Source organism: Mycetohabitans sp. B2, assembly GCF_021733735.1.
Classification (GTDB): Bacteria; Pseudomonadota; Gammaproteobacteria; order Burkholderiales; family Burkholderiaceae; genus Mycetohabitans; species Mycetohabitans rhizoxinica.
On record NZ_JAHKSP010000034.1, the window covers coordinates 89,496 to 107,940 of the forward strand.

At 56.0% G+C, this 18,445-nt stretch carries 4 protein-coding genes and 1 pseudogene; 2 read left to right on the forward strand and 3 right to left on the reverse strand.

What is annotated here, in order from left to right; genetic code table 11:
• Positions 1–20: 20 nt before the first annotated feature.
• Together KPG66_RS07540 and KPG66_RS07545 are read right to left on the reverse strand one after the other, a co-directional pair.
• Positions 21–4,649: a neuraminidase-like domain-containing protein gene (locus KPG66_RS07540; protein WP_237070473.1), complete on the reverse strand. Its 4,629-nt coding sequence runs from the start codon at positions 4,647–4,649 to the stop codon at positions 21–23.
• Positions 4,650–4,661: 12 nt separating this feature from the next.
• Entirely contained in the window at positions 4,662–9,551 is a 4,890-nt protein-coding gene (locus tag KPG66_RS07545; protein ID WP_237070475.1) for a Tc toxin subunit A, read from the reverse strand.
• A gap of 640 nt (positions 9,552–10,191) precedes the next feature.
• On the opposite strand from KPG66_RS07545, the gene KPG66_RS17885 reads away from it, so the two are divergent.
• Positions 10,192–10,323 (forward strand): hypothetical protein, encoded by a 132-nt coding sequence (locus tag KPG66_RS17885; protein ID WP_442929422.1) that lies wholly within the window; start codon positions 10,192–10,194, stop codon positions 10,321–10,323.
• Positions 10,324–10,379: 56 nt separating this feature from the next.
• Positions 10,380–10,490, forward strand: a pseudogene (locus KPG66_RS17890) (IS3 family transposase); the annotation flags it as partial.
• A gap of 119 nt (positions 10,491–10,609) precedes the next feature.
• On the opposite strand, the gene KPG66_RS07555 reads toward KPG66_RS17890, so the two are convergent.
• Positions 10,610–18,439: a type I polyketide synthase gene (locus KPG66_RS07555; protein ID WP_237070483.1), complete on the reverse strand. Its 7,830-nt coding sequence runs from the start codon at positions 18,437–18,439 to the stop codon at positions 10,610–10,612.
• Positions 18,440–18,445: the final 6 nt, after the last annotated feature.

Here is an 18,445-nt window from a genome sequence, read left to right on the forward strand (position 1 = left end):
ATCGGATCCTCTTCAAAGAGTCAAACTCGCGCGTAGGAGGTCGAGCCACGATGCGTGAGCGGGCTCGGATTCGCTGGCGATTTGGACGCCGCATTAAGCAGTGCCTCGACGTCTTGCGCCAATTGACGCCCCCCGTCGACGGCTGTGTACTGAAACTGAATCACAATATCGGTCATCGCTTCGAACAATGCCTGCTGATCGTCTTGTTCGTGCCGCGGGAACTCCAGCAGCCATGACGAGATTGCACCGGTGCCTTCAAACGGAAAATAGCGCCCATCATCAAAACTCATCTGTACCATCCCGCTATCGTCCAAGCCGGTGGACAACGCAATCTGCCCAGTCGGGCGCAAGTTGAAACGAATATCGGTAGTATCTGCCTGCGGATCGTTGGGATCATGGGTGTAGCACACTGCAGCCAAAGAGGGCTTGATCACCGTTTGGCTGGACGTTTGAAGCAGCCGCGCGCGAATGTTTTGGTACGGGCCAATGACCGCCGGGAGCGTGACCGACACGCGCAACAGCTGACGTAGATACAGGCCCGGATAGTCTTCATCGAGCATGCGGGCTGTCAACTCAAACGGCAGCTGACCGTCATCTTTCAATTGCTTAATTACCTTAGACCAAGCCTCTTTTTTCTCCTCTTCGTTCCCCGCTTGCTTCTCAATCAGTTGACGGAGCGACACGGTTTTGATCAGCTCCAGCCGCCGCTCGTTGCGATGCACAAAGGCTGACTCCATTTTCAGCAGCGCCAGTTTGAGCGCTTCGCCTGCGCCCAGACCATGGTAATTATCGAACCACACATCGGGCTGAATAAACTGCGTGTCGTAGTCGCCAATCTCGTACTGCCAGCACGCCTGCGCCGACAGACAAAACGCGGTGACCGCATCGTATGCCTGAAAGTACAGTGTCGCCATTTGGCTTTGCAGCCAGCGATAAAGTGAGATTTTGCTGCCGCGGGTTTGACTCAAGAACGTGTAGAGCTCCTGCGCTTGCGTCTTGGCGCGACATTGCTGCTTCAGCGCGGTTTGTGCCGCTTGGATCTGCACCGCTTGTGCCGCGATCTGCGCATCGATCGCTTCCATCTCCTTCTGTGCCATATCTCGCTGGTGTGCCCATTCCTCGCGGCGGCGGCGATAGCGGTCCGACGTCTCAAGATTCATGGCCATGATTTGTGCAACGGCTGACTGGGTCGCCAGCCCATGCGCGGCGGCCTGAAACGGCGCTCCATACTCCATGCCACCATTGGCCATACCGAAGATGTTAGGCGCCGTTGATGCGGCCGCGCCGGCCATCGATAACGCACTCACTCCAGCCTGCAGTACCTGGCTCAGGTTGCTGGCCGCCAGCGCGGCGATCTCCTCGGCCGACACGTCGCGCTCGACCTGCTCACGGTAATAGTCGTAACGTAAGGCAATACTGGCTTTGTTGGCGTGCAATGCTGCTTCAGTCGCTTGCGCCTGTTCTACATATTGCTGCTGCAACTGTTCAGCAAAATCGGCTAGTTCAATCACATGGCGCTGTTGTAATTCCTCTTGTGCGCACCGATCGCCCGCCTCCATATACTGGCGAACCTGCTCGCCAAAACGGCACAGCGTGTCGACCGCGTTTTGCGCCCGCGGCAAAATCGCGATAAATCGATACGGTGGAATCACCAGGTGCGCGCCTGGATTGCGCTGACCCGGGCCAGCCCCGGCCGCTTGTGCACGCAGCAAATCGCGCGGATTGGCCAGCGCGTCAAACAGTGGCAAGCTCATCGGCTTGCCGTCGAGCGTGAGATTATGGCGCAGGTTGCTAAGGCGAGAGGCTAGCGTATCCCACACGTCGAGCAACTGTTGATTGAGCGGCAGGCGAAAGGCCGGCACATCGAGTAAATCGAGCATCACTGGCCCGCCGGGTTGGGCCGGGAGATTGCTAAGCGTTGCGTCATCGAGTGTCGCTTCGAACGTGGTGAGTGCCGTCACATCGGATCGGTCAAGCTCCTCTAGGCTAGCCGGCGTCCAGCGGCTCACGCCGCGAAACGATGGTGCATTGCCCATCAACGACAAGGCCCGCACATACAGCAATTTGGCTTCGGTCAGGCTATCGCGTGTCAAGCGTCGATAGAGCGAGTCGGCCCATGCAATCAAATTGTGCACATAATCAAGATAGACCTTTTTACAGTAGTGCTCGGGGCGCGAGTACGCGATGGCATCTGGATCTGTCGGCCCGTCCACTTCATACGCGTCATCGCCTTTTTCGATCAGCGGCCGCACCTGCCAATAACTGGGCGTGTCGCGTTCGGCCGGAATCACCAATGCGCTCGGATTGAATAGATAATGCAACCAGTCTTGTGCGTCCGCGTAGTTCAACTCGTTTGTGAGTTGGTGTGCCACTAAATGGGGCATATGGAAAAAGAGCTCCCAGAAATAGCGGCCATTGGCACCATCAAAATCCATCAGCACCGGCGTTTCAGACGCGTCCGGCGTGCCTGGCTCTTCGATATGCTGCGTATCCCAGTGCAGCAGCCGCGCCAATGAGAACGAAGCGCGCTGAATTAACTGCCCCGCAAACAGTGTGTTGAGCCGCACGTACTTGATATTTAAGTCATCATCGTTCAATGCTAAAAATTGTCCGCCATTAGACTCCACGATTGTAGGGCGTTTCGAAGGTTTTTCTCGGATTTTGACATGGAACGCGTTATAACCAGGCGTATCTTGATTGTCTAAAACTACATTGGATAGGTTGTTTGAATACACGCCAAAGGCAAAGGCATGCTTATAAGGCGAATCATCAATGGATGTACTGGTTGTACGAACCGAGCGGCTCACCGCCCCACCATTTAGAAGCAGCACACTTTTACTAATCGGTACGCCTGACGTTTCCTCACCTTGCCAAATACCAAAGCATTCCGATTTAAAACTCTCCCGATAAATAATCAGTCGATTATGCTTGGATTTAAAAGAAATGGGCTCTCTACCATCAATCTTAAATGAGAAATTAGCTCCCTCCCTAATTTGTTGTGGCGACATCTTGATAATCGCCTGTTCAATGTCTTTTTGCAGCTTAAAGGCAACGGATGTGGTGCTATTGGGCTGAGGTGTTATCTTTAAACCCTCAACAGAGTGACCATTAACTAATAACTGGATTTCTTGGCCAAAATTAAAGAAATTTTGTGTAATTGAAAACGTGGCTTGACTTTCACCTGAAGGGTTTTGATAATCAGGCCGGACCTCGATCTTAAGCGTAAGCAGTAGGTCATCCCATCCAACATAATCCAGTATCGTAAATTGAAGCATCAGCGTTTCAATGCGCAAATTTTCCCGCACCGCCGCACATCTACCGCGTACATTGAGGTCCACTTCAGTTTTAATTGTCTCCTTCTCCTGAAACATTGTACACTCTTCTATCCCCTTAACACATTCTGCCTCGAGCTCAAAATACTGGTTTATCCCACCGCCTGGCGGGTAACTATTTTTACACTCAACGGAATCTACTTCAAAATCCGTGCCTTCAAAAACGGTCTCCCAGTTGGAAAATCGGTTTTGCAGCGTCTGTGCATCGGAAAAGCGCTGCGTGGCCAGCCCTTTGAGCACTTCTTTTTGCCACGCATTGAGCACAACTGGATCAAACACCGCATTCCATGCGCACATGATGGGATCCGTCTGGCCGCTGGATTCGCCAATGATGTCATTATCGCGGGTTAACGCCACGGCCAATATGGCGCCCTGCTCGGCCAAGCTCTCAAACGCAATCGCGAGCAACTTAAACGACAGCGGGTTGTTTTCATTAACGACCCTTGTACCCGCCGTCATCGGCGCCGACCACTGACCATTTAGGTTCAAATAAGCAAGCTTGAGATCGTAATTGTATTCCGTAACCTTCCCGTCATTGTCCATCGTTTCGGCTCTCGCATGCTGCTCGGCCCACACAACGAACAATCGGCCGCCAGTGAGCACCGGGCGAATCAGCGAGACATTATCGCTAAACGCAACGTCAATCAGTTGCCATTCCTCCCACGCGGTGGGATTGAGCCGAGTGTTGGCGGGTTCGAGCTGCACCCGCGCCCTGCGCCAATAGTAGCGGTGCGGCGCGGTCTTTTCCTGTCCGATAAAATAGTAATCGGCATCACGATGAGTGGGCCCATCAATGTAGCCACTGAGCACTTTGAGGTTGCTCACTTGCTCAAAGCGCCTCAAGTAGTCGAGCGCCGCATCGCGCACCCGATCGCTATTGATACGCGATTGCGCAGTGGACGATTCAAACTCCTTAAAAATTTGTGTTTTTCTAATGCGCAGCGTCGGATCAATATAGTTTTCCGGATACGACTGCAGCAGCTGGTTGGCGCCCCAGACTGAATACAATGCTTGCCAGTGGCGCCAATAGTCAATGTCGTCACGCTCATAGGCCTGTGTTGTATGGCCCGGCTCCATGCCATTGTAGATACCATGGATATACTGCTGCAGGCTGGCAATAGCCTCAGCCACCCAGGAAGTGGTGACCTTCGCGCTGACTTGATTGTCCAGCAGCAGATACTGATACAGATCCTCGGGCGTGGTAAGTTGACCGGCCGCAATGCCTTGCTCAGGGGCAATCTGCCCCAGATAGAACTGCACCAGCGCATCGCGGCGGTTTTCGTCAAGCTGTGACAAGATTGGGTGATCGACGCTCATTGTCGTGGCTCCTTATGCGTGTGGCCGTTTTCTCATTTGGGCACCGCTGGCCGACTCCAGGAGGTTGACTTTGAGCCACTGCACATGACCAAGTCCGACCAGACGGATACCCAACGCAAACTGCGCACGCTCACGCCCGCGACAGTCAATCTTCCAACCTATCCCCTGCTCGAGGTCGTTCAGTGGCTCAACTTGCAAAAACGGCGGTGTCGCGCTTAGCCCTAGTCCCATCACGTTGGGACCGTCCCACGTCAACGTGACCTCTTTGTCTTTAAGCCAATCTTGGTTTGACGCCGGCTTCACCTGCAACTCGTAGGCTTGTCTATGCCGGAACGTGATAGGCGATGACGCATCGGTGAGGGGTTGGTCATTCAGTATCAATTCCCATCTAGGCTGCGCGAAGATGTTAACGTCAATCTTAACTTCTTGTCCATTGGCCAAACGAGCCGCCACGGTGTATGAATTAGCGTGGTCACGTGGAAGGGATAGGATACTTTCGCCCAATACGTCACTCTTTACGATCTTGGGCTCATCTTCGCCGATCTGCCAGCTCACCGGATAGCGAGCGGCGGGCTCTATTTGGTTCGATCCGCTCGTGGCCTGCACACGTACTTTTAATAAGAGCGGTTGTCCACCCACAACCGTGCGCACGTTACTCTCAGTTATTCGCTCCAGTGTTGGATTGCCGAGCACCTCGATAGCTTGTTCCAACATCTCGAGCGACTGATCGTTTGACTTATTGCCCGGCTTTGGTTTGGGCCCCATATAAGCCGCACCCACTGTCACACTACCGGCCTCAGTTGGCTGAAAGGTAAATTGCGCAAGACCATTGTCATCAGTATAGGACTCATGCGACTCACCGCTGGCCGCAAGCCCCCAGCAGATAGTTTGTTCTGGCGCAGGCGCACCGGACAAGCTCAGCATACGGCATTGCACGGTGATGGCTTCCCCAGCCACATTGCTCGTTATCACACGCAGGTTATACGACCTATCTAAATACGGTCGGTCTACAAAGGTAATCGTCGGGAAATTTCTGCTTGATTTCGTCCCATAGGAGGCCAACACTTTGCAGTCTTGCACTTGTTGACTGACCAGCTTGACCCGCGCATAGCCATCCCGATCCGTATGCGTGTCAGCCTGCAACAGTCGACCCGCAGTGGTCGTCCATTGAACCAGACGATCCACGCCGGCATTGTCATACTGGTCCTGGAGTTGCACAAAAAGCTCGACGCTCTCACGCTCACCTGCCAGCGGTGGTTGAACAGGCGGTCTGGGTTGCTTAGTGGTAAATCTCAGACTGACTTCATCACAGTCGATCAACAGCGTCGGCATGTCAATCACTTGGTCCAACCCGATGCGCGCACGCACGCGGGCCACTCCCATAATGACGCCTGGATGAAGTTCAACAGTGGTCACGCCATCTTCGTTCGTCAGTGTCTGCGTCTGGTGCAAACTACCGGCGTCTTCAACACTCCATCGCACCACAATGCCATGCAGCGGCTCGCCAGCCAAATCCCGGATGGTCAGCGTAAAGGTGGCAATATTGTCCGATGCGTCATGATTGGCAATGAGCTGCTCGGGGCTCACCGTGCATGTGCTGGTCACGCTCTGGCCCACTTCCGCCACAGGTCCGCGCTCGGACTGTTCGCTGGCCACCGTCGCAGCGGTTAAGCAACTGAGCGCATTTTGCGCCCCCTTGCGGTACGCCGAATCAGGCGAATGTAGCGTGAGCGCGCCCAAATCAAGCAGCGCTTGCGCATTTAGCCCCGTGGTGCGGCACAGTGCGTAGCAGCGCAGCAGCTTGTCGAACTCGACCAGATTGAACACTATGCCCTGCTCGTTAATCGACTGCGCGACCGTTAAAATCTCGCGTGCACTCCAGCCCAACAACTCAGCCAGTTTACCCGCCGCGCCATCGCGCACCAGCCGCAACTGATCTTCAGACGGCCCACTGCCGCCATCGTGGGCAAACAGTTCCGGGTCGTTAACCAGTTTGAGATAGTGCAACAACTTCTCTGGCGGGTGCTGAGCCACTTTGATCACGCGCGCATACAAGCTCAGATAATATAAGTGTTGTAGCGTAATCGTGCCTGCAGCAAAGCCAAACCAATCGCGTCCCCAACTTTGGGCGTGCGCCTGTAGCATCGCCGCATCCAGCTGAAACTGTTGTGCAATACGCGCGAGCCGGCCCAATTCGGCCAGCTTCACTAGCATCGTGTCATAGCCCTCGGGCGTTTCGTTGTCCTCGTCCACAAGCGAACGCGTAAACCGGCGAGCAGTGGACAGCAGCGTAGCGCCCGCCTTGTCAGCAGCCTGCATCGACCACACGAGCAGTGCATACGCACTTTGACCAGCCCATGCAATGAGCGGCAACACGCGCTCCGCGCTCAGCTGCAAATACCCCGCTACACTTTCTTGCACCACCGCCAGCTGGGCAGCCCGTGCACGCAACACCACAGCTAACAGTGTTTCGATTAGATTTTGCTTTTCCACCTCCACTGGCGCCGCATCGTCGTGCTTAGGCACCGGTGCACTCGGCGCAGCTCGATGATGGCCACGTGCGTCATCGAACTTGCTAGCATACAGTGCATCGATCACCTGCATGAGGATTGTGCGGGCACTAAGCGCATACGCGTCGTCTGACGCCGACACGCCATCGCGTATCACGCCCTGCTCGTCCATCAAATCGTGCAACAGACATAGCCAATCTGGCGAGATGGGGTCTATACCGTTAATTATGATCGTCTCGGGTATTCCTGCTTCGAGCAGCGTAGTGCGCGTCACGCGCACCGGCTCGAGTCGGCTTTTGAGCTCCTGGATGAGTTTCTTTTCCGCATCGGTGGCCACCGTGGGGGTGACTGGCGACTGCACATGTTGTATCAACCACACAACGTCGATATTGTTGCCTTGGCACCACTCGACGCAATTGACTACGGCCACTAACGTGCTGAGCAAATCCGCGGAACCATAGACTTGGTACGTCAGGTTTACGGGCCGGCCCGCCATCTGATTCACCAACGATGGCCCCCCATCGCCAAGTATTTCCAATAGTGCAGTCAGCACAATTGGATGCAGCTTTAGCGTGCGGGCCAGGCTTGTGATGCGATAAAAAGACGAGACCGTGGCCAGCGAACGTGTCAGCCGTAGTCGATTGTCTTGCTGCGGTGCACTGTCAGTATTCGCTTCGGCAATCAAGCGAGCCAGATATTGAAACGTTTCTTGATTTAGACCCAATGCGGCACAGATGTGCTGCACCGTCTGCTTGCCCCGCTCGTCGTGCTCGGCCGGCCGAATATCGAAGGGCGTGTCATCGAGCACCAGCGGCTGAGCAAACAGCGACTGAGCATTGAAGAGGCGGTCAAACTGCGACGGTGTCGTGCCTTGCCCATACGGTGAAATCTGATGCAGCCACGCGGCAAAATCCTCAGCCTTCACACCATAGCGCTGTCGCAGGTCCTGAAACACGCCCAACGCGCGCAGTGTGTTGGGCGTCATCCACGGTCGCTCGACGGCCTCGCCTTGCTCAGCGATAATCGCTGCGCTCACCAAGCGATCGGTGTCAGCGTACGATAGGTTCAGCCAGCGGCTGAGCCGAATCAATCGATTCGCCCGATCGGCCCGATCTTCGGTTAAATTCACGAGACGATGTGCTGGTTGCGCGTCGAGTTCGGGATTGCCATCGCCGCTCAGCCGCGCTTGCCCGAGATCGGCCTTACTGTCGATATCAATCGACGGTTGCGAAGCGCTGTTGACAAACACCGCGCCAAACATCGACGCATCGACGAGCCCCGGATCGGGTTTGACGTTCGGCGAGGCCGTGGGCGCGTGCGTTTGCAGTGCAAATAGCTCATCCAAGGCGTAGCGTGACATATCCGTGCGCAGACAAAAAACGTCGGTGCGCTGTAGCTCAGGCAGCGTATCAACACCAAAATGCCGCTTGAAAAACGTCGTCTGGTCCTCGCTAAGCGCGGTGGCCCGTACCGCGAGCGTATGCGGGTCATAACGGTGCGAGCGCGCCGTATCAGACGTAGCCAAACCGGGAAAGTATGGCGTCTCGATTAACAGCGCACGCCGGTTAGCACCCAGGCCAGTGCTTTGCTGCATCGCCGCATCCGAGCGCGGTGAATGCGCGCCTTTGCGGTAGAAGTACGGATAGTCGTTGTCCGTGTGCCGCGCGACATCGCCCAGCGTCAATGGCGGCTCTGCAAACGCGAGAATTGCATTGATTTGTTCCTGCCAATGCTCATACGGTAAACGCCACGGGTAACGGCAATCGGCCAAGGCCGTATCCACTGCATCATTGAGCGCGTCATCTTCGTCGCTCGACGACGCGGGCAAATACTGGTCAATCGCATGCGCAAGCACATCGTTGACAATCGAGAGCGTACGGCACGGTTGGTTCATCGCAGCCGTATCAAGCACCTTTTTTGCAATGTCCGGTCGGCGCTGAGCGAGCCGGATCTTAAAATCGTCCGCTGAGTCTGCCTCCAAGGCTAGCGCAATCCGATATAGCTGCATCAGGTACGCGACCGGCGAAGTCCGTGACTCGATTGCGCTCGGCTGCGCCATCGCATCAAAATCCGGTTGGAACAACCAGTCATAGCGAGGACCGGCCGTGAGCGCATGCAGGCCATGACGCAACTCGAACGCGCGCCGCCCACGCAGCTCCTGTTCGCGAAAGCGACGTGCCACCGCCACCGCCACGCTGCGCGCTCGATTATGCAGCCGCCGCGCTTCGGTAATGTGCAGCTGATTGAATTGGCGCATCCATTCGCGAGGATGGTGCTGTGCCAATGTGATCACCGAACCGGCTTGCGCGATCACCGAGCGCACGGCTGACGACTCGGCAGCGCCTATGCGCTGCATTAGAGACGCAAATTGCTCAGAAGACTCTGAATCCATACGCTTCCTCATTGTGTCGGCCTTGCTTCTACTCTCGCAGACGATGGCCATCGTGAATTCGCGTGCATTCATCTATCCATATCTGGATAGATGAATAAGCATCCCTAATCGATTAAAGATTTGTAGTTTAGCAATGCCACGCACTGCCAACGCAGCGGCACTTTAAACAAATGACTTAAACGGGCGGACCACCCAAAGTGCAGCGAGATGTCACTGGTAAAGAGGCGCGCAAACGCCTTAGGTTACGCAGGACGGTTGAAGAGCACAATATAGGCAGGGCAAGCAGAGGCGTTGCACAGACACGGCGCCATTCGGTTTATGGCTGGGGTACTTCTTCATCTTGTTCCTCCAGACATCAAATTTATCTATCAGGAACGACTATCGTTAGGCACCCGTTCGCTGACCGATCACTTCATCATTTAGCCGCTGACCCACAATATATTGAAGTATCGTACTGCGCTGTCATGCGCAACTTCAACGATGTGGCTTCCGACCACTATAGAACGTCATCGTATAAACCTCAAACAAATTATCTTTACTTAAACCGACAAACAACTGAGGCGCCCGGCGCAAGGCATGCTTCGAACAACTTTTGCTTGCTCCGCCGGACAAATCGACGCTTGCCGTGTACCGCATAAGAATGAAAAAGCAGTCGATCAACGAGCCTGAGGCTAAGTTGCGTGATGACGAGGTACGCACTCGCCAGGACCTGCTGGACGAGTTGAACCACCTTCGCATGGAGAACGCTTACCTAAAAAACTTGACGCCTTAGTTCAAGCGAAGAAGCAGGCAGCGCCGCAGTGAAAACGCACATCGTGCTTGAGCTAAGGCAACAAATACGCGAGCTTGAAGGCCAAGATCCGTTCGGTGTTTGACATGCACAAAGGGCGGTACGGCTATCGACGCATCACCGCGGCCATACCGCAGGAAGGAGAGGCTGAGCCCGGTGGCGTACCGGGCTCAGTTCGCGCAGGCATAGCTGTCACACAGCCCAACTGTATGGGGTCACTTCATAGGCAGATGGACCCTTTTTAACACGCAGGCGCCGAAGCAACCTCCTACGTCAAGACAGTCCTAACACCGCACTTACCCTCAATCAACTCTTGCCCATACAGCGACACGCAGAATTCTGCGATCACGTCAAACACCTCGGGTTCGGTCAACAACGTCATATGGCTGGATGAGTTCACCTCAATCATCTCAAAGCTTGGCAATTGTCGTTGCCATTCTTGCCAATAGTTTGTGTGATTAAAGTCCGCGAATTCTTGGCTGTCGGTGGAAAAATAAGGCTCCAAATCTCCCATCCACAAACCACTGGCATTACGGAAGTAATAACAGGCAACTTCCTCGGCCTTCGGCAACGGCAGAATCTGATAGTGCTCCACTTGGTAGGATTGCTGAATCCGCGCCACTTGCTCCATCATCTGCTGCAACCGGTCATCACTTATCTTCAGCCCTCGCTGCCGCGCCAACGCCATCAATTGCTGCCGATATTCTTGATGCGGCAACGACAGATCAATTTCGTCCCGGTGAATTAACACTTCGGCAAAACGTTCAGGCGTGTCGCTGATCGTCATCTGCAAAGACATATTGACTGCCTGTAGCAGTCGGGTCTTATCGGCCAACTTGGCGGTGCGCTCACCGGTGACATCCGGCGAATCCAGCATCACCAAAGTCGTTACCGCTTCCCCCGATTCCTGCAATTGCCGGGTCACTTCATAGGCTAGCATGCCACCGAGCGAGTAACCGCCAAGATCGTAGGGGCCATGGGGCTGCACCGATTGGATCGCTTGAACATAATATGCCGCCATCGCCTCGATGCCCTGAAGTGGTTCGCGCTCGGTCATCCATCCCTTGGCTTGAAGTCCGAAAAACGGCCGGTCGATATGCTGGGCCAGTTCTTGGTATATCTCAGTGCCGCCTAGAGCACCATGGAACCAGAAGATGGGCCGGCCATCGTCCACCGTATTGAGCCGCTGCAGCTCCAAGAAATGCGTCGTTGGACGAGTAAACAGCTCGCTGATTTTCACTGGCAGCATGGGCCCTTTTGCGCTCGCCCGCTCACCCCGTTCGTTCAGCAACGCAAGCAAGTCTTGAATCGTGACGCACTGCTGGATGTTGGCCAACGCTAACTCAGGATCGATTTCCGCTTGTAGCCGCATTGCCAACTGGACCATGACGATGGAGTCAGCACCATAGACACTGAGTGGCTTGGCCGGCGACAACTCTTGCGGTTGCATACCCAGCAAATCAGCCAACACGCGCAGCCCATGTTCAGCGGCAGTCTCCTCGTGGCTAACATGCCCATCGACCACGTTCACTGCCGTACTGTCCGAGGTCTGCTGCGTAGCGCTAGCCGCCATAGCGTTGTCATGCAACGTTTTTGGCGTGTTGGACTGCTCGAGCCAGTAGCGTTTTTTATCAAAAGCATAAGTCGGCAATGAGACGATTTTTACGCCATAACCAGCAGAGGTATTTTCCGCTAGATTGTCCCAAGAAATCTCACCGCCCTGAGTCCAGAATAGCGCCAGCTGTTGTCGCTCATCGGCAGCCATCAGGCTACGGCTTAACGCGTCTGCGCCAGGACCGGATAGCAGGCTAGCTATCGCCGCCGGTACCTCGTCAATATTGCCAAAGAACAAAGGCAAATTGAGCTTTTCCAACGCAGCCATCCCGTCACCGCGGTTCAGCACCTGCACAATCTTGTACAGTGCAGCGCGTAACTCGTCCATGCTTTTCACTAGCAACGCCAGCCGCCACGGCATCGCTTCACGGCCAACTTGCAGAGTGTAGGCAACGTCGTTGATTCGTAAATCCGGATGCGTATCGAGATGGCGGGCCAACCTCGACACCCCCTGGTGCAATGAGCGGACGCTTTTCGCCGATATCGGCACGATATAAAGAACACCGTTCTCGACCTGCGCTACATTGCCCTCTAGTTGTCCTGGGGTTTGCTGATGCTTCTGATATTCTTCAAGCACCAGGTGAGCATTGGAGCCGCCAGCACCAAAAGCGCTGAGCGCTGCCCGGCGCGGATATTGTCGACTTACCCCGTCCGTCTCGACCACGGGCTGAGGCCAATGGCCCAACTCGCGTTGCAATACAAAAGGTGAATTCTCGAAGTCCAGCTTAGGATTAAGCGGGCCAAGCAACAAGGACGGCGCCAGTTGCTGGTGTTGCAGTTGTAATACCAGCTTGCTGAGTTGGGACATGCCCGAAGCCGCCTCGGCGTGGCCGAGGTTCGACTTGACTGAGCCGATTGCACAAGATTGGTGGGCCACGCCGGCTTGGCCAAAGACTCGATTCAGCGCACTTAGCTCGATGGCGTCGCCCATTGCCGATCCATTCGCCGCCGCCTCCACATAACTGATCGTGCGCGGATCAACACCTGCCCGCTTGAAGTTGCTGTCGATCAGCGCTGCCTGCGCCTTGGCACTGGGCATCGAAAAACCATGGGTATGGCCGCCATGATTGACGGCGGTCGACTTGATCACCGCCAGGATTGGATCGCCATCGCGTTCGGCGTCGGCCAGTGTCTTAAGCAAGACTGCGCCGACCCCTTCCGCCGGCAAATAACCATCGCCGTCGGCAAAGCTGCGGCTGCTGGCGTGGCTGCCCAGCACCTTACCGATACTCAGGCCGATGTATTTTTTCGGATGCAGCGTTAGGTTAACGCCGCCGGCAATCGCCAGCCGGCAATCGCCGTTGCGCAGTGCCTCACCGGCGGCATGGATCGCGGAGATCGACGACGAGCACATCGTGTCGATCGCCAAGCTCGGCCCCTGAAAATCAAAGAAATAAGAGACCCGGTTCGCAATCGCGCTGTATGAAGTCACGGACACCAACGACTCTCTGACGAAGTCCGCTTCAAACGCCTGGTACTGTTGGTACATGACACCGACAAACACGCCAACCTGCTGCTGGTACTGCTGTTTTAACCGTTGTCGAGTCAGCCCGGCGCTTTCCAGTAAGTTCCAGCAAGTTTCGATGAACAGCCGGTCGTTGGGGTTGATGATTTCCGCCTCACGAGGCGACAGATTGAAAAACAACGGGTCAAAATCTTCAACCCCATCGAGAAAACCACCCCATTTACAATAGGTCTTATCAAACCGGTCGCGCTGGTCAGCAAAATAAGCCTGATGGTCCCAGCGCTGCGTGGGCACTTCACTGATGAGGTCTTCGCCGCCTGCCAGCTTGTGCCAAAACGCCTCCAAATCTTCGGCACCAGGGTAGCGCCCGCTTATACCGACGATCGCCAGTTCACGGCTTGAATTGGCCATTGACGGGGTATCTTGCTGCGCAGTGCGGCGACGACGCTTGCGCGCGGGCAGCTGCGTCGCAACGGCTATTTGCTCGGCCTTTTCTACCTGCGCTACCGGCTCTGTCTTCTGTTCGTTCTTGGCGGTCGTGCGCCGATTAACCGGCTCGCCCAACACCCGCTGCTGCAACGCGTCGCGATGATGATGAATAAAGTACTCGCTCAGCTCACGCACCGTTTGGTATTCGTATAACAACGTATTCGGTAGCGAGCCAAAACTTTGTTCCAGTTTAGTCGTCAGCTCGGTGAGGATGATCGAGTCCACGCCGTAGCGTTCGAAGGAGCCATCGCTGTCGATTTTTTCTACAGGCCGCTTCAGCGTCGTCGAGAGCAATTGCTTGAAATAACGGATCGCCGGCTCGGTCAAATCCCGGTGCACTGATTCGTCATTGACGTTGGCCATCGGCGACGGCTCGTCAACTAGAACTTGCGTCATCGGCACAGCAAGCTGTTCAGCCGCGACCGGCTCGTCAAACATAGCCGACACCGGCTCATGCCACTGCCCCGCGATAAAGGCTTTAATTTTGGCGGTATTGCCTTCCAACACCATCAACCGCTCAGGTGCGCTGGTATCGGCAAGCGCCCGACGCAGCAACTCCAGGCCACCGTGATCGCTCAACGGTTGGATGCCAGTCTGCTCGACCATGAGTTGCTCGCGTTGAGGATCAATCTGCATCCCGCCATTGCGCCATAACGGCCAGTTCACCGCGAGCGTGCGGCCATGGCGATGACCCGCAGCGGTCTGGCGGTTACGCCAGCCGGTGAACTCGTCCAAAAAGGCATTAGCCAGCGCATAGTCGCCCTGGCCAACATTACCAATCACCGCGGAAACCGACGAAAACAGGACAAAACAATCTAGCGCAAGATGAGCGCTAGCCCGGTCCAGATTCAGCACCCCCGCCACCTTAGGCCTCAGCACCGCCGCCCAATCGGCCTCGCTCTTGTTGTTAAGCAAGCTGTCCCGGGTCAGACCGGCACAGTGAAAAATGCCATGAATACCGCCAAACTCCCGCTCGCACCGCGCGATTAGTTCATCGACAGCGGTCCGATCCGCCACGTCCAGCGCCTCGAGATGCACTTGAGCGCCTAACTTTTTGATATCGGCGATCCGCTCGGCCGCTTTAGACGACAATTGGCCAGCCGAGCGGCTAGCCAGGATCAACTTGGCGCCATGCGCTTCCCGGGCTATCGCTTCGGCCAGCAACAGCCCCACTCCCCCGACGCCGCCGGTCAGCAAGTAGACACCGCCAGTGCGCCACGGCGCGGTTCCGGCAGCGGCCAACGCCGTTTCTCGCCAAGACGCCACCTGGCGCTGATACCGAGTTCCAACGCTACCCTGATAACGAACTCGCTCGTCCTCCTGTTCACTACTCTCAATCAATAACTGCGCCAGCAGCTCAGGCGAATGAATTCCAGACACCTCGATGAACTGGGCGGCAGCGATCAGTCCTTCGTTTTTGGCGGTCTTGAGCAGCGCTTGCAGTGAAGCGAAGACCGGGGTGGTAAGTCGTGGGCCATGATCATTGTCAAGCAGGACCAACTGCACCAAACTATCCGACCGGTTTTCTTTCAGATAATCAAGCAAAACACCAGCCAAGGATTGCAACGCGCAGGCAGGATCCTCCGCAGCGGCAGGCAATCGCTCGACGTTGATCTGCCGGTGCGCTATCCGCTCCTGGCAGCAGTCTGCCAGTTTATCCAGCATGATGGGTTGATTACCCGCCAGTAAAATCAATTGCCGGTTGTAGTGCCGTTCACCGTCCTGGCGTGGCGCTTTATCCCGCCAGATTGGCGCCATCACCAGCGACTTAGCCTGACTGCTATCCAATCTTTTCGACGAGAAGCCAAGCAGACGCAGCGCCACCCGGCCCTGGGCGTCACACAGATCCACGTCCAACTTGTTAATTCGTCCGGGATGGTGATTAGCGGCATAACGTACCCATGCATAGCAACCGTTGCCGAGCAGGTTAAGATCACCCAAAATCACGCCATCCAGCGCAAAGGGTACGAGTGGCTCACGGCGAGCATCCGACTGAGCCGGATCTACCAGCGCCAGTCCTAACGCCGCCTGCAACGCTGAATCGAGCAGGCCGGGAGGCAAACGCAGCGACTTGTCGCACTCGTCAGCTTCTGAGGGCTCGCCGGGCAACGCCAATTTAGCCAGCACTTGGCCGTTGCCCGCCTGTAATTCGCTGATCCCGCGGAAGTGTTCTCCATAATTCAGCCCCATCTCGCCAAAGATTTGGTAGCACTGCTGTGGCTCCAGTCGATGCTGATCGGTGGCAGCGGCGATGGCCGGCAAATTCAGCTGCGGTAAGGCTTGAGCCGCGCCGACCAACGCCGCGCCGCGGCAGTAGCTTGGGCCATCCACGCTAGCGCCGAGAATCTCGAACAGAATCTCGCCATTGTCTTGCTCTGACAGCTCGATGTCGATTGCCAGCTCGCCACTGTCATGGCGCATCGGGTGCTGCCAAGCAATATGCTTGAATTGGACCAGCGTCTCATCGTCGGCCAGCGACAGCTCGACCGCGGCCCTGGCCATTTCTAAGTAAGCGACCCCTGGCAGGATTTTGACGCCATTGACCCGATGCTCGTCAAAGAAGAATTCGTTGCCATTAAATCGGCTACTAAAACGTTGTCCCGCCAGATCTGAGGTATTACGCTGAACTAAAGGATGTAGGATCGGCTCGCCCGAGCGCTCAACCACCGGAGCATCGCTGATCCAGTAAATTTCACGGCTAAACGGATAGGTCGGCAACGGGATTCGATGCGCCCGGCCATCAGGATAAAGCTGACGCCAGTCAACGGTGGCCCCTCGGCACCATAACGCGAGCAACGTGTCGCGATCCTGTTGTTGCAGCGCTCGGAGTACCTCACCCGTTGCAATGTCGTCGGCAGGTTCGTCGCCCTGATCGTCGCCGTTGGCAAGATAGTGTCCGAGTTGGTCCAGAAGGCTATCTCGACTGTCTGCCACGATGGCCAGCCGGCATTCCATCGCCTCACGGCCCAACTGTAAACTGGCGGCCAAATCCGGTAACGCAAGCTGAGGCCGTTGCGCTATAAAGTCAATTAACTGCTTGACTCGCGACTTGAGCGCGTCAGGCGTCCTGGCCGATATTGGAAAGATCGTCGCAGCGCTGCCTTGTGCCGTTACGCCGACCGGAGGTTCAACCGCCTCCAATACGATGTGAGCATTGGTGCCGCCAAAACCGAACGAACTGACACCCGCACGACGAGGCGTGTCGGACGGCTGCGGCCACTCCCGCGCTTGCTGCAACACTTCAAAAGGACTGCCGGCCAAATCGATATAGGGGTTAAGCTGCTCGCTATGCAGGCTCTTAGGTAGGTAACCGTGCTTGAGAACCAGCAACGTCTTGATCAATCCAGCAATACCAGCAGCCGATTCGAGGTGGCCAATATTGGTTTTTACCGATCCGAGGTAACAGCGCCGCTCGCTGCTACGGCCCAGTTCGGCAAATGCCTGCTTGAGCCCGCTGATCTCAATGGGATCGCCGAGACGCGTCCCTGTCCCATGGACCTCGATATAGCCTATGCTGTCAATATCAACGCTCCGACAAGCCTGTTTGATCAGATTGGCCTGCGCCGTGGAGTTAGGTGCGGTCAGGGAATTGGCGTGGCCACCATGGTTTCTCGCCGAGCCAATAATCGTGGCCACGATGTTGTCACCATCGGCCAGTGCTTGCTGGTAATCCTTGAGGATCAACACTCCAACGCCTTCGCCCCGCACATAGCCGTCGGCATCAGCGGCAAAGGTTTTGCAGCGACCGTTAAGGCTTAGCATGCCCGCCTTCGCGGCGCCAATGAACACCATGGGCTCAAAACAGAGGTTGACCCCACCGGCGACGGCTACCGTGCAGTCACCGTTAAGAATAGATTGCGCCGCCTTGTACACTGCCACCAACGAACTAGAGCAGGCCGTATCGACCGGCGCACTGGGACCGTGAAAATCGAACAAGTAGGAGATACGGTTGGCAATGATCGAGTGGGCATTGCCGGTCGCATCGTGGGCACCTGCCGCCGTGCGGGCCAATAAGCCGTTATAGTCGGCTGACGATACGCCGATATAAACCCCGGTATCGCTGCCGCGCAGGCTTTGCGGAGGAATCCCCGCGTCTTCGAAAGCAGCCCAGGTTTGCTCCAGCACGATGCGGTGCTGAGGATCCATCGCTTCAGCTTCACGCGCGGAGATTTTAAAGAAATCGGCGTCAAACGCCGTTGGGTCCTTGATGAAGCCACCCGGGCAAGCAAATTCTTTCCGCAGGTGGCGGCGTTCGGCGATGCCCGGCAGGTTCCAATAAGGAAACTCGCCGATGGCCGAGCGCCCCTGCACCAGTAAATGCCAAAATTCCTCAATATTATCGGCGCCGGGAAAACGCCCGGCGAAACCCACGATCGCCACTTTGCCAGCGTTCGGCTCCGATTTAACACCGCGATCTACGCCACCGCCGATTTGCCGTCGGGTCTGCTGCTGCGCGGTTTGCCGTTGTCCGGCACGCCGCTGGGTGGGCAGGCTGACGTCATTTAGATCGTTTACAGTTGTCTTTTCCATGGCTCT

Excerpts from the sequence above, each read along its gene's own strand:
- KPG66_RS07540 (WP_237070473.1), bottom strand. The coding sequence starts at position 4,649 with ATGAGCGTCGATCACCCAATCTTGTCACAGCTTGACGAAAACCGCCGC.
- KPG66_RS07545 (WP_237070475.1), bottom strand. The coding sequence starts at position 9,551 with ATGGATTCAGAGTCTTCTGAGCAATTTGCGTCTCTAATGCAGCGCATA.
- KPG66_RS17885 (WP_442929422.1), top strand. The coding sequence starts at position 10,192 with ATGAAAAAGCAGTCGATCAACGAGCCTGAGGCTAAGTTGCGTGATGAC.
- KPG66_RS07555 (WP_237070483.1), bottom strand. The coding sequence starts at position 18,439 with ATGGAAAAGACAACTGTAAACGATCTAAATGACGTCAGCCTGCCCACC.